The sequence below is a fragment of the Chloroflexota bacterium genome, assembly GCA_014360825.1.
Classification (GTDB): Bacteria; Chloroflexota; Anaerolineae; order UBA2200; family JACIWT01; genus JACIWT01.
The window spans coordinates 88,838-102,203 of sequence record JACIWT010000004.1 but is presented as its reverse complement, the minus strand read 5'-3'; the positions used below and the strand labels follow the sequence as shown (position 1 = coordinate 102,203).

At 60.7% G+C, this 13,366-nt stretch carries 10 protein-coding genes; all 10 read right to left on the bottom strand.

From position 1 onward, the window contains the following. Window positions 1-15: 15 nt before the first annotated feature. The 10 genes from H5T64_03895 to H5T64_03850 all read right to left on the bottom strand — a co-directional run bounded on the left by H5T64_03895 (window position 16) and on the right by H5T64_03850 (window position 13,228). Complete coding sequence (locus H5T64_03895) at window positions 16-633, bottom strand: hypothetical protein (protein ID MBC7263484.1); 618 nt, start codon at window positions 631-633, stop codon at window positions 16-18. Between the two features lie 205 nt (window positions 634-838). After that, entirely contained in the window at window positions 839-1,045 is a 207-nt protein-coding gene (locus H5T64_03890) for a hypothetical protein (protein ID MBC7263483.1), read from the bottom strand. 287 nt (window positions 1,046-1,332) lie between these two features. Further along, entirely contained in the window at window positions 1,333-1,959 is a 627-nt protein-coding gene (locus tag H5T64_03885) for an NYN domain-containing protein (protein MBC7263482.1), read from the bottom strand. A gap of 72 nt (window positions 1,960-2,031) precedes the next feature. Further along, window positions 2,032-4,740 carry a YfhO family protein gene (locus H5T64_03880; protein MBC7263481.1) on the bottom strand — a complete coding sequence of 903 codons (2,709 nt, stop codon included), beginning with the start codon at window positions 4,738-4,740 and terminating at the stop codon, window positions 2,032-2,034. A gap of 27 nt (window positions 4,741-4,767) precedes the next feature. Then, complete coding sequence (locus H5T64_03875) at window positions 4,768-6,600, bottom strand: serine/threonine protein kinase (protein MBC7263480.1); 1,833 nt, start codon at window positions 6,598-6,600, stop codon at window positions 4,768-4,770. A gap of 171 nt (window positions 6,601-6,771) precedes the next feature. Next, on the bottom strand, window positions 6,772-7,728 hold the full coding sequence (gene miaA, locus H5T64_03870; protein MBC7263479.1) for a tRNA (adenosine(37)-N6)-dimethylallyltransferase MiaA: 957 nt from the start codon (window positions 7,726-7,728) through the stop codon (window positions 6,772-6,774). Then, window positions 7,725-8,099 carry a YraN family protein gene (locus H5T64_03865; GenBank protein MBC7263478.1) on the bottom strand — a complete coding sequence of 125 codons (375 nt, stop codon included), beginning with the start codon at window positions 8,097-8,099 and terminating at the stop codon, window positions 7,725-7,727. Before H5T64_03865 ends, miaA begins: the two co-directional genes overlap by 4 nt. A 61-nt stretch (window positions 8,100-8,160) precedes the next feature. Continuing rightward, on the bottom strand, window positions 8,161-8,823 hold the full coding sequence (locus tag H5T64_03860) for a ribonuclease HII (protein ID MBC7263477.1): 663 nt from the start codon (window positions 8,821-8,823) through the stop codon (window positions 8,161-8,163). Between the two features lie 70 nt (window positions 8,824-8,893). Beyond that, a complete protein-coding gene (gene rplS / locus H5T64_03855) occupies window positions 8,894-9,277 on the bottom strand; it encodes a 50S ribosomal protein L19 (GenBank protein ID MBC7263476.1) in 384 nt (127 codons plus the stop codon). Window positions 9,278-9,532: 255 nt separating this feature from the next. Further along, a complete protein-coding gene (locus H5T64_03850) occupies window positions 9,533-13,228 on the bottom strand; it encodes a S8 family serine peptidase (GenBank protein MBC7263475.1) in 3,696 nt (1,231 codons plus the stop codon). Window positions 13,229-13,366 lie beyond the last annotated feature (138 nt).

Below are 13,366 nucleotides of genomic sequence, written 5' to 3'. Positions count from 1 at the left end.
AGAGATGCCCCTGCGTCATGGAGCATCCATGAAGGGCGGTTGTTCCCCAGCGGGCGGGATGGGCGGCGGTGGCATCTCGATACGTGCCTTGGCGACGGCCTCCTCCACCCGGGCGTAGGGGGCCTGGGTGATGTTCACCGCAATGCGCAGGAGTTTGACACCCATTTTATCCTCAATGGCCTCCCGCGCCACCTGCGCGACTTCCTGCATTTTCGCCGGCACGTGGATGTCGGGCGTCGTCTCCAAGTCCAAGCGCACGACAACGCCTTTGCCCTTGCTGATCACAATGGGCCTCACTTTCAGCACGTCGGGCAACTTCCCTATCTCGTAGTCCAGGCTGCGGGCGATGGAACTGGTGGTCATTTCCACTTGAGCCCCCGAGACCTGGGTGATGCGCACGGTGTCGCGGCCTGTGCGCCGCACCTCCAAGTACAAAAGTACCAGGCAGATGAAGAAAAGCGGCACTGCTCCCAAGAGATAACTACGATAGTACACGTAGAGATTCCCCCGGATCTGGCTGATGCCCTGCGCGATGGTGGTGAGCACGGGATCGGGGAGCACAACGGTGAGCACCAGAAAAGCCATCATTAGGAGCAACAAAAGCACAACCACAATGCGATTGAACAGATTCATCGCCGACCTCCTCTTTCTTCGGAACATCCATTATCCAAGACTGCAGAGACCCGCCCGGAAATGGAATTTCCGGGCTACCTTCAGCCCTGAACTGGCGGTTGAAACCGCTCCTCACGGGCCTTCGATCCGGCGTTCCCCCTGCGGGGACGCAACGATGATGATAGCCATTCCACATTTTTGCGGTGGGACTCGCCCAGAACCGGACTCATCCCAACCCCTCCAGTCTGAAATCCGTGATCAGCAACAGTAACAGCAACCCCAGCAGAGCCGATGCCGCGTAACTCACAACCGGATGGCCTGGGAAAAGGTACAGGTCCATCAGACCCCACAGTCCTCTCCAGAACATAATGATGGAGACGCCGAAGAGGACGGCGTAGAGATTAGGATGGTTCTTCTTGATGTGCTTAAACATTTGCGCAATCTCGGTTAGGGTTTGTCCTATTGACCGCAGAATATCTTGAAGTATGCTACTTGTTCATTCGATTCAACGATCACCCCGAATTCTACTGCTAGAGCGTCGAGGTTGCAAAAGATAGGGATGGTATTCTACACAGCCCAGACGTTCGTCATCCAAACGGTGATAGAAGAAAACTGAGACCGCATCGAAACTGGGAGAGGTCGGCAAGTAAAATGTCTGCACCAGAGTAACAGTACTGCAAGACGCTATATCCTCATCCTTGAATGACCCGTTATCTTAGTCTACCACTCAGCTGGTTTCGAAAACGACCCGTGTGCATCAGTAAGAACGGGCGGAAACTGGCTTGATTTGAGCGCATTATCTCGAATCTTGCGGCAGAATGATGCTATCTTTGCCAACTCGAAACTGGTTCTGTATTTTTGTGGGTTCACCACTCCAACTTCGCGTCCGAACTCATATCTCACGATTTTGATTGGCTCTACCAAATCAGAATCATTAGAGATCACCACAGCCACGTCATATTCGTTGCGAAAGCAGTCAAATAGTAACCAAGTGGCCAAATTGACATCAGACCCCTTTTCCTCCGTCTTAATAACTTCCACCGTCTGAGGTCCGCCAAGTGGTGGATTAGCAAGTGCCATTCGCTTACAATGTGAAAGAAATTGCCCATAGTGTACAGTGAGATTAGGTATGGTCTGCAAAGCGCGAATGAAAATAGCCTGGCGTTGAGGCTTACGGGGATCATTTGGTGTTGCCCGAACTATGGCTGTGAAATATCTAATACGATTAACGATAAGATGTTTAGGTAGAACCAGTCGACAAAGAGTCGACAGATCAAGCCATTTGTACGGGGTGCCTTTCACACGGTAATATAGATTAAAACCATCCACATAAACGTTGGTTCTCATCGAAACCTCCGCAAAAGCAAAGGCCGCCTGTTATGGCGGCCTCGCGCCCTACACCCGAAGGTGTAGAGGGGATTACAAAATTAATATAGCACAACTTTCGCGTTTTGTCAACTTTTTCACTCCTCTCACTCCCCCCATCCCCACCACCGCCAGGCCCGCCAAGACGAATCCCAACCGGAACATCCGCGGCTTGTAAACGAACGTAACAGCGTGCCGCCCGGCCGGGACATAGACGGCGCGCATCATCAGATTGGCCCGGCACACTGGGGTCTCGACGCCATCCACATAAGCACGCCAGCCGGGATAGTAACTGTCGGCCAGGACCAAGTAGCCATCGGCATCGGAGATGGTCGTGAGGGAGACCCGCATGGGAGCATATTCCTCCACGATCACCACGTCGTCTGAGCCGGGCGGCCCGGTGGGTCGCCCCTCCCCATCCAACAGATAGACCACCTCCCGGGGCGAGAAATCCCGGGCCTGGAGCCGTGCCAGCGCCTCCTCGTCCGAAGCCACCACTTCGGCGCGGTGCACCAGATAGGCGCGCGGCATGGCGTCGCGGTTCTCGTAGATGGCCACGTCCTCGCTGCGATACACCAGGGCGAAATCGCTCTCCCCCACCAGATGCGAGAGGAGCACGGTATCGCCGTTCACCGTGGTGAAACGCACTCGCTCCACGCGGACGAATGCCCGCGGCAGGGCAGGCTCAATGCGCACGCCGGTTATGACAAGTGGCTCCTGGAACGTGATGGCTGCCAAATAAGAGTGCCCTGGGTGGTCGCGGGGCGGGAAGCCCGAGCGAGCGGGCCAGGTCCGCGCCACCGTCGGGCGGTCGTGGGCCACGTTCTCCCACACGTCGTCGCGGTCGTAGGCCCACTCGGCGGTCTCCAACCCCACGCGCAGGGGCAAACGCCGCTCCCGCCCATCCACCAGGCGCAGCACCACCTCCGCCGCCAGCACGCCATCCCCCACGCTGGCCGAATGGCTGACGTAGGACTCGATCTCCACTTGTGTTACCGTGATGGGCTCGAAATCCAGCGCCCGACCCACCAGACTGGGCGCGAGCGGGTTCTCCAGATCGTAGAATTCCGTATCCTCATCTACCGGCAGGAGTTGTGGGATCAGGAAATAGCGGATACCGAGGGCATCCGCCATCCGCGAGGTGAGGTGAGCCATATAGTCCTGGTAGGCGCGGGGGAGGAGGGGGAACAGGGCGTTGGCGCTGGGGACACCGTGAGCGATGGAGATATTCGGGTAGAAGGACTCGCGCATCACAGACAGGACGGGCACGATACCCTCGTGGGTCAGGATGCGGTAGGCAGACGGATCCTGACCGGCGAAGAAGCCCAGGGAGCGCGGCGGGGCGATGAAGTCTTGGTATGGCATCACGTCGTTGTAGGTGCGGTTGTACACCGCAGTGAAGGCGATGAGGTCCAAGAGCGCCAGGGACAGGAAAAGGATAGCCAATGTCCGACGACCCAGCGCGCCCCGCCAGGCCATGAATAGCACCGCTCCACCCGCCACCATCCACACCAGCGGCAGCAGCCGCCAGGCAGTCAGCAAAGCCTCGAGTGGCAAGGCGAGTGCCGCTATCCCCGCCAACGCGCAAGACAAAGCCACTCCCGCTGCCAGCCGATGACGCTCCGTTCCGCGCGCCCGTGCCAACAGGCGGTCGGCGGCCAGACCAGCCAGCACTGCCCCGGCGAAGGTGAATGTGTAGAGATATCGCGCCGGGACGCGGAAGAGATTGAGGGGCGGCAGGCGCAGGAAATATGCATATAAAGGATTCCAGCGCCCGAAGGCCAGCAACAGCGAGACCAGGGCCAGCCCCACAAAATATCTCGTGATCCGATCCCGTCGCAGGGGCAAGGCCAGGGACGCCAGAGCCAGCGGCAATATGCCCAGATAGCCCACCAGTTCCACCGAGATGTTCGGATACGGGTTGCCGCGTAGGAACGGCGAGAGCAATGTGGCCAGGTAAGCGGGATGGAGGGAGAAAGAGGTGAAGAATTTAGGGTCCAGGCCGCCAGCGCGCGAGGAAAGGGTCGTCAATTCATAGGTGGGCAGGAGTTGGGGCGCGGCCAGCAGCAAGCCCAGCACCAGGGCGCTGGCACTGGCCAAGACGCCACGTCTCGGCTTCCCAATCCTTTCTACGGCAGGTAGCGCCAGGGCATAACTCCCCACCGCCAAAGCGCTCAGGAGCGCGATCTGAGGGTGTCCAGCCAAGAATTCCAGTGCCCACAGCACTGCCAGAGCCAAGACATCCGTCCATCGCTCCCCTCGGATGCAGCGCCGCGTGAGCAGGAACAGCCAGGGCAGCCAAGCCGCACAGGACAGGATGTTCAGGTGATTCAGGTGGGCGATGAGAAAGCCACTCAACGCGTAAACGATGCCCGCCAGATAGGCCCCAGCCCGGCGCAGGCCCAGGGCCCGAGCAAAGGCGTACATCCCCCAGGACGCCAACACGAAATGAAATAGCACCGTGGCATTGATGGTCCAGGGGACATCCAGGAGCAGGTGAAAAAGGAGATTGGGCGGGTACAGTGCGCCCAACTGCCCTTCGGCGAGCAACGGGTAGCCGGCGGCAATATCGGGGCTCCAGAAGGGCAGCGTGCCGGAGCGGAGGGCATTGGCATAAGCCACGCGCAGGGGATAGTGCAGTTGATAGATGTCGCCGAAGTAGAAGATGCCCTGCAGTGTGGTCGCCCGCCAGAAGATCACGCCGACCAACAGGAGCAAAGGCAGCCAACCGTTACGAGCGAACCGTTGCCAAGCCGGGAGCATGGCCCTTTGCACCCCGCCCCGCAGCCCTTACCTTATGGAGCCGGGGGATGGTGTAGTAGGCGTTTCCGTCGGTGTCTCCGTAGGCGTCTCCGTGGGCGTTTCCGTCGGCGTGGATGTCTCTGTAGGGGTAGCCGTATCGGTGGGAGTGGCCGTCTCTGTCGGCGTAGAGGTCTCAGTGGGCGTGAGCGTCACCGTTGGCGTGTGAGTTTCAGTAGGCGTGCGCGTCTCGGTGGGCGTCTTCGTCACCGTGTAGGTGGCGGTGGGCGTGCGAGTGCGCGTCTGGGTCGGTGTGCGTGTTTCCGTTGGCGTGCGAGTCTGCGTTGGAGTGCGCGTTTCAGTGGGCGTATTCGTCACCGTCGGAGTATTGGTAGCCGTGCGAGTGGGCGTGCTGGTGGGCGTATCCGTGCGCGTGGGAGTGAAAGTGGGCGTCCCAGTGGGCAGCGGAGTCCCTGTGCTCGTGGGGGTGGGTGTCGGCGGCAATTCGACCACCGTGATCTCATAGGTTCTGTCGGGGCCAAACTGGTTGAGGTTGTAGATCGCTACCACCGCTTGGGCATCGGCCGGAGCCTGGAAGCGCACCTCGGAAGCCAGAGCACCGGGCACCACGTCGTCATTCTCGTAGGTGCGCCCGGCCACATTCACCACCAACTTTGTGTCCACGCCCAGAGACAATTGCGACGTGATCGCCGCATACCAGTGCCCCGCTTTCACCAGAAACGATACTCGATCCACATCGCCGTGCGGGTTGAAGGAGTGCTGCTGTGTCTCGCCCAAAGCGATGGGGCGTGGGTCCTCATCATCTGGCTCATAAGGGTCGCCTGCTAACGCCGGGTTCGTGGGAGTTGGCGTCTCGGTATAGGTCAACTCCGCGGCTCGGGTCTGGGTGAGGCTGAGCGCCGCGCTCGTGGCCATCGCAGCGCGCTGGCGAGCATTGGTGAAGGACCTGCCCGCCAAAAAGAGAGCCACCGCCGCAATCAATGCCAGTACCCCGATCACCAGCGAAGGGTTCACGTTCAGGCTGGACATGGCTGCCTGCACATCGGCGAGCACATTGCTCTTCAGCGAACGCTCGAGGGCGGCGCGAAACGCTTCCGCCGATTGATAGCGATCGTTCGGGTTCTCGGCCAGGGCTTTCATGATGACCATGCTCAGGGCGGCCGGCACTTTGGGATTCTGCTGGCGCGGCGTCACGCGGTTGCGCAGGTAGAGTTTGCCGGTCAGCAGTTCATAGAGAACGAGGCCGAGGGCATAGATGTCAGAGCGTTGGTCGAGGTATCCAGTGGTAGTGGCCTGCTCCGGCGATTTGTAGGCCGGTGTGCCGGGGTGGCTCTTGGCCTCCTGGGTGCGACGGGTTTCGTGACCCAATTGCGCCACACCGAAATCGGTGAGTTTGGCCTGCCAATCCTTGGTCACCAGGATGTTGCTGGGCTTGATGTCGCGGTGGACGATGTCGTGTCGCCAGATGGCTTCGATGGCATTGCATATATCTACCCCGATGCGGACGACTTTCTCTGGCTCCAGAGGTCCTCGCTCCTCCAGGATAGTCTTGAGGCTGCCCCCATCCACGTATTCCATGATCAGGTAGATGGTGCCGTCGGCGTCGGTTTCCAAGGCGTAGGCAGCCGCTACGTTGGGATGCAGGAGCCGGCTGACGATCTGTGCCTCTTTGTGAAAACGCCGTGCGTAGTCTTCGTACTCTTCGGGGCTCAGTTCGGCGCGGTCATGGGACAACTCTTTGATGGCGACGGGGCGATCCATGCCCTTGTCGTGGCCCAGGTAAATCTTCCCGAACCCGCCCTTCCCGATCTCGGCGATGATCTCGTATTTGCCTGCCAGGATGTCGCCCGCGTGCAATGTCATACTACGCTCCTCATACTCGCGATGTCAATCCATTCCACAGGTGGCGGAAGCACCTCTGTTTCTTTCTCAACCATGCCCCTCCTCTTCGTCGGCTGGGACCAGGGGTTCGATGAGAGTTATGAGAGTTGGGATATTGTTCTGAACCACATCCCAGACTTTCAAATTTCTTGCTCATGGTGCAGTCACCCTCACTCTCTCTCCTGCGCCTACGTGGGCTCGAATGGCCTGTTCAGCCGCGTCGGTGGGCAACGTCGTGCCATCCAACCAGCGAATGCGCGGATCCGATAGGCGGAACCAGTTGTATTGCTGGCGCACAAAGCGTCGTGTCTGTCGCTTGATGTCGGCGATTGCCTCCGCCAGGCTCATTTTGCCTTGCAGATACGCCCCGATCTGGCGGTATCCCAGACCCGACATCGAAGGCAGATCGTAGTGGTATCCGCGGGCCACCAACCCTTCCACCTCTGCCACCAGCCCGCGAGCGATCATCTCATCCACCCGTCGGTCAATGCGCTCGTACAGCAGTGGGCGGGGCATAGTCAGCCCTAATTGCAGGATACGGTATGGTGGGGGCTCTTTCCTCTGCAAATCCGAGATGGGTTGATCCATTCGTTCGCATACTTCCAGGGCGCGTATCACCCGGCGCACGTTGCGCGGGTCAATACGCGCTGCCGCCACCGGGTCCAATGTTCGCAGCCTCTGGTGTAGTGCCGCCGCCCCCTCCGCCTCCGCCAGGTCCTCCAGGCGACGACGCAAGGCACTATCCGGCGGCACCCGCGGGATCGTCCATCCCTCCACCACTGCCTTGACGTATAAGCCAGTTCCACCCACCAGGAGCGGCAATGCCCCGCGTGACCATATTTCCTCTATGGCCTCGTAGGCCAGCGCTTGGTATTGCGCCAGGGTGAACTCTTCATCCGGGTCCACGATGTCTATCAGATGGTGGCGCACCCGGCGCTGCTCTTCGGTGCTCGGCTTGGCGGTGCCGATGTCCATATAGCGGTACACTTGCCGGGAATCGGCGGAAATCACCTCCAGGTGGATGCGCTCGGCCAGAGACAAGGCCAGGGCAGTCTTGCCCACCCCCGTCGGACCGACCAACACCACCAAGGGGATCGAGTCTGCGTTCATTCGGTCACGGCGTTCTTTATCCATTCCACGCGCCGCACGCTGCCATCCGAGTCCAACTCAATTGCCACCAAGTCTATGCGCCAGTCGGACGCTTCCATCTCGTTTTCTTGCAGGTAGTGCGCCGCCACATTCGCCAACCGTGCCTGTTTGGCCGGGGTCACCGATTCCTCCGGCGAACCGTAGTCGTCACCCGTCCTGGCGCGCACCTCCACGAAGGCCAGAGCCGAGCCGTCCTGGCATATTATGTCTACCTCTCCGTAAGGGCAGCGGTAGTTCCGGGTCACGATTTGACACCCCAGCGCAGCGAGTTTCGCGACGGCGAGCTCTTCTCCCCGCCGGCCAGTTCTCTGGCGACGATTGGCTTTTGGCACCGCACCTCCCTCACCCGCCCGACCGCAAATGTACGGGCTCATTCTATCATAATTGCAGCCGTCATGCAAGCGTGGCGTTTTCTGCGCAGGTGGGTGATACACCTCTCAAGGGGGCGAAGGATAAACGGTGCAAGGCGCAGGGCCCCAGTTCTGCCAGAGCGCGGAGGTGCTGAGGAGTGCCGTAGCCCTTGTGCTGGCTGAAACCGTAACCGCTGTAGGTGGCCTCGGCGCACGTCATCAAGTGATCGCGCACCACCTTGGCGACGATGGAAGCGCAAGCCACGGAGAGGACAGAACTGTCGGCGCGGATCAGAACGCGTTGCGGGATACAGACCTGGGGCAGAGTGAGGGAGTCCACAATCAGGTGATCGGGGGGAATCGGCAGGGCGCGGACAGCCATTGTCATCGCCCGCCGGGTGGCGGCCACGATGCCAAAGGCATCAATTTCCTGCTGCCACACTAAGCCTACGCCAACGGCGCAGGCGAAACGCAAGATGTGGGGGAAAAGCGCTTGGCGAGCCTGTGGGGTCAGCATTTTCGAGTCGCGCACACCTGCCATTGCGGAGAGGATGTCCTCGTGGTCCCGATCTTCGAGAGGCAACATCAGGGCGGCGGCGACCACTGGGCCGGCCAGCGCGCCTCGTCCCGCCTCATCGAGGCCAGCAATCCGGTGATAGCCATCCCGCATCAGCGCCCGTTCTTCGTCCAGCGTAGGGGTTTCCATTACAGTGGCCCCCAAAGGAAAAGAGACGCAGGTCCGGAGACCCGGCCCGCGCCCCCCACACAGGCAAGCCCTATGGAGTCGCCTCTTCCGTTTCCGTTACCACTGCGGCGCGCTTCTCGCGCAGGCGGCTGGTTTTGCCCCGCCTGCCGCGCAGGTAGTAGAGTTGCGCCCGCCGCACGTGCGCGTGGCGGACTATCTCGATCTTCTCGACGCGCGGCGAGTGTAAGAAGAAAGTGCGTTCCACGCCCACGCCGTGGCTGGCAATACGCCGCACGGTGAAATTGGCGTTAGGCCCGCTCTTGCGCAAGCGCATCACGGTGCCCTGGAACACTTGCACTCGTTCGCGGTCACCCTCCACAATGCGGTTATGGACGCGCACTGTATCGCCCGGGCGCAGGTCCGGGATTTCTGGTTTCTTCGCTTGTGCTTCCACGGATGCCAACAAATCTGTCATGGCTCACCACCACTTTTCGTTATTTACGGGTGGTCCTTGGAGCACACAGCCAGCAAAGACCACCCGTTGCGAGGAAGATTATAGCAAAGAATTGCATTTCTGCAAAATGCCATCTCTCGTGGGAGCCGTCTCCAGACGGCGATACAACAGTCGCAATCTGGAGATTGCTCCCACAGAGTGAGAGCATTTCCCGTGGGAGCCGTCTCCAGGCGGCGATACAAAAGTCGCAATCTGGAGATTGCTCCCACAACGTGTCTACCGCGCTCGCAGTCCTCGCTCCGGCGGGCTGTAGTAGGCGCAATAGAACCGCGTCGTGGTCACTGAGTATTCGTAAATCCGCACCGAACTGGTCAACGAGCCACAACTCGCACTGGCCCGATAGGAGTACGTCCCCGGCGCCAGTTGCCAATCGTGCGTCCCAGGCGCGAACTCGCGCGTCTGCACCCCGTACAGTTCGATGGTCAGTGTCCCTCCCGTGTCGTTGATGATCCGCCAAGTCCCCATCGCCGGCGGAATCCACACCGAACGGGTGTTGCTCCACCCGCTCGTGCCCCAGGCATTGTTGCTCCGCACCCGATAGTACAAAGTCTTATTCGTCGGCTTGCCCGTCAGATGCGTGCTCGTGGCGCTGCCCTCATACACCACCGTCGGGCTGGAGAAGGAAGCGTTGTCGTCCTCCTGCAGTGTGTAAGTGTCCGCGCGGGCGGCAGTGGTCCATGAGACCGTGTACTCGTTGTCCCCATCGGCATTGTCAATCGGGTTCAGCGAAGGCGTGGCGGGAAACGGCGGATAGTAGTACAGGATGATGGGCAGAAATATCTGGATTGCCCCCGGAGTACGGGTGCTGGTGGGCGTCAGCGATGGCCCTACTGTAACAGTACGCGTGGCTGTGGGCGATGGCTCCGCCGTACCAGTGCTGGTAGGCGTGGCTGATGGGCCTGACGTCGCCGTGGCCGTGGGACTCGGTGTGAGCCCTTGTCCGGCGGAAAGATTCGGGCCGCTCACCGCCAGGGCGTAGCCTTGCAAGCCTCCCATAGCCACGTTGTGGGCACGCACGATCACCTGGTAGTTGCCAGAGGGGGGATTGGCGATGATCACGCTCTCGACGGGATTGCGTCGGTCGCGGCTGCCAGCGGAAGCATTGTTGCCATAGTAGTGCGTCCCGTCGGGGGCGATGACCTCCAGATCCAGGTCGTTCACCAGTTGCACGCTGTTCCACGGTGAGCCGGGGTAGTCCGTCCAGGCCAGCGTAACCTTGAAGGGGACGCCGCTAACAGCGCCAGTAGTAGTGGGCGACGGCGTGGGGCTGGTACCCGCAGGGATGGTAATCGAAGGCGTCGGTCCAACCCCGCCACGCTCAGCCCGTAATACAATGTTGTCCACGAAGGCGCCCGGGTAGGTAACACTGTAATCGCTCTCAAAGTTGAAAGCGACCCAGACACGGGGCTGCCCACACAGGTTCCCCAACATATAGACATCGGTCAAATCGAAGGTCTCCGCACACCATCCTCCACACTCACCCACCCAGTCGCCATGGAAAGCGTCGCCATAGAAATTAGTACCATCCAGGGAGGCCATAACGACGAGGTAATCCCAGTTGTATTCGGTCTTGGTCCAGTGGTAGAATAGCAGTTGGGCATTGGTGGCGTCGCTCAGGTCGAAGGGACCGTACACCATCCACGAGTCGGCGTAGTCGGGGTAGTCAGCGCCGCAGGCCAGGGCACTCCCATTGGCTCCTCCGCCCACGCACCAAGCGCTGTAATTGCCCTGGTAAGGCTTGCAGTTGCGCTTGGCCCAGAAGTACTCGCCATAATTGGATCCGTCGTTGTCGAACACAGTCCAGCCCGCCGAGGGGAAAGCGCCCTCGAAGTCCTCGGTCATGATATTCGTCCAGCCCGTCGCGGCCAAAGTGGGGCGCACCGGTTCCGGCCAGGTGATGCCACTGCTGTCCAAGACCGCAGTAACACCCTCCTGCCGGAGGGCCTGACTTTGCGGCAGACTCGAGACCTTCTGCCCACCAGAAGCCGGCGCAGCGCCCACGGCGATGTTGTACTGGTACGTGTGCGAGCCGCCAGTGCCTAGCCCATCGGTTCTCTGCTCGACCAGCACCGTCGCGCTGCCCGCGCCGATGCTCTCCGCCACGTTCACCCGTCCCCAGCCCGTTACACCGTTGGGGATGGTGTACGGGATTTCCTGATACTGGCCGGTGCCGTATTGACCCGGGGCGATGTTGGTCGCCCCGTTCAGGAGAACCGCCTTCACCAGCGAAGCCTGTGGGTTGGCGATGCCCTTGACCTGCTGCAGCCACTGGCGGATGATGGCTGCCGAGCCGGCGGTGAGGGGAGTGGCCATGCTCGTCCCGCCCATATACAGGTAATTGGCATTGTACTCGCCCCAGCCTGTGTCGGCTCCAGGCACCCGGGCGCGCACGGAGATGATGTCTGTCCCCGGAGCCACTACGTCGGGCTTGATGCGCCCGTCATCGCACGGGCCGCGGCTGGAGAAAGCAGCCATGCCATTGGGGTTGTTGCTGATGTAATCGTCGTGAATAGGGTTCACGGGGTAGTCTGGTTCCCAACTGCCGGTGCCCCACATATAGTTCGAGTAGCCGCCGAAACCGCTTCCGGGCGGGCGGTTGTTCTCCGTCGCCCCCACGGTGACGACATTCTTTGCTGTGCCAGGGGAGCCCACATTATCCAGGTCTATTACTCCGTCCGCGTTCGCATCCACACCCTCATTGCCGGCGGAGAAGAGAATGAGGTAATCGGGGTGGTTCCACATGAATTGGTCCGTCTGTTGATCCTCGATAGTGTAGCCGCCGTAGGGATTGCTAGGATCCATGCTGGTCGGGCCGCCCCAACTGTTGGTGTGAATCCGTGCGCCAGCGTTGTAGGCCTGCAGGAAAAGGTCATTGAAGTCGTTGGGGAGGCCCCCCAGGCTGCCTTGTGCATCCATCACAGACTGGAACACCAGGCGGGCTTCGGGCGCTACCCCAGCGAAGGAATTGGTGTAGTTGTGCGCGCCCGGGTTGGAGCCGGAAAGAGTGCCGTTGCCCAGCACCGACCCGGCCACGTGAGTGCCGTGGCTTCCCTGGGGCACCCCATCGTAGGTAACATCGTCGCTCCAGTCGCCGGGCCGGCCCCAGGCGTATGCGTCCTGCAACCGCCCGCGGATATCCTCGTGGATGGTCGCCGCGTTGCCGGTGTCGAGGCCTGTGTCGGCCACGGCCACGATCTGCCCCTCCCCGTACAGACCGACACCCGCCCCGGTCCAGGCGGAGTTCACGTTCATGATGCCGCGGGCCACATTGTTATGTAGAGTTTTGGGGATAAAGGGCTCGATCCACGCCACAGCCGGAAGGTGCGCCAGATCGGCGATGCGCACGCCGGGTAATTCGAGGCGCAAGTAGGAGGCCATCTCACCTTCAGAGGCAGCCAACACCTTGCCGCCCAAACCGCTGATCGTCGCTTCCAGCGTGGCTATGTCTTCGCCTGGGAAGGTCATGAGGTGGAGAGTGAAAACGTCTGCTGAGCCCAGCGCCAATTTCTGCAGGCTGGGCTCGATCTTGTAGGCTGGGGCGAAGGGGCCCACCCAGCGCACAGCCTCCAGGGCCTCCACTTGCCGTGCAGTGGAGGCGGTCATCCGCACGAGATAGGCGTAATCGGGAATGTAGCCAATGATTTCGCCGCCGCGGGCGGTGATGCTCTGCTTCCATTCCTCCCTGGCCGATGCGGTGAACTGGACGATGTAAGGCGCACGCCCCTCGCCAAGAGGGCCCGCTTGCAGGTGAGCCGGAATATCAGGTAGGGCCACCAAGGGATCGAACGTGGTCACGCGGAGGTGGATGAGGAGGGGTTCCTCTCCAAGTGAGTGATCAGCCAGGGTCAGGCCAGCCAAGGAGACCAGCACAGCGGCTGCCAAGATGAGGGCGAGGCTGTAATGGGTTTTCATCGAAAAGGCTCCTCTCTGTCAAATGTGCATAGAGCCAAAGGGATCCCGCGTGACGGGGCCGAATGGCACAGGCACCCATTGGTGTGGAGTATAGCCTGCAAGTAATAGTTTGTCAACAACGGAGACGTGGCAAGGGCG

Bases quoted from the DNA above. Each gene is read 5' to 3' on its own strand.
- H5T64_03895 (MBC7263484.1), bottom strand. From the start codon at position 633: ATGAATCTGTTCAATCGCATTGTGGTTGTGCTTTTGTTGCTCCTAATG.
- H5T64_03890 (MBC7263483.1), bottom strand. From the start codon at position 1,045: ATGTTTAAGCACATCAAGAAGAACCATCCTAATCTCTACGCCGTCCTC.
- H5T64_03885 (MBC7263482.1), bottom strand. From the start codon at position 1,959: ATGAGAACCAACGTTTATGTGGATGGTTTTAATCTATATTACCGTGTG.
- H5T64_03880 (MBC7263481.1), bottom strand. From the start codon at position 4,740: ATGCTCCCGGCTTGGCAACGGTTCGCTCGTAACGGTTGGCTGCCTTTG.
- H5T64_03875 (MBC7263480.1), bottom strand. From the start codon at position 6,600: ATGACATTGCACGCGGGCGACATCCTGGCAGGCAAATACGAGATCATC.
- miaA (MBC7263479.1), bottom strand. From the start codon at position 7,728: ATGAACGCAGACTCGATCCCCTTGGTGGTGTTGGTCGGTCCGACGGGG.
- H5T64_03860 (MBC7263477.1), bottom strand. From the start codon at position 8,823: ATGGAAACCCCTACGCTGGACGAAGAACGGGCGCTGATGCGGGATGGC.
- rplS (MBC7263476.1), bottom strand. From the start codon at position 9,277: ATGACAGATTTGTTGGCATCCGTGGAAGCACAAGCGAAGAAACCAGAA.
- H5T64_03850 (MBC7263475.1), bottom strand. From the start codon at position 13,228: ATGAAAACCCATTACAGCCTCGCCCTCATCTTGGCAGCCGCTGTGCTG.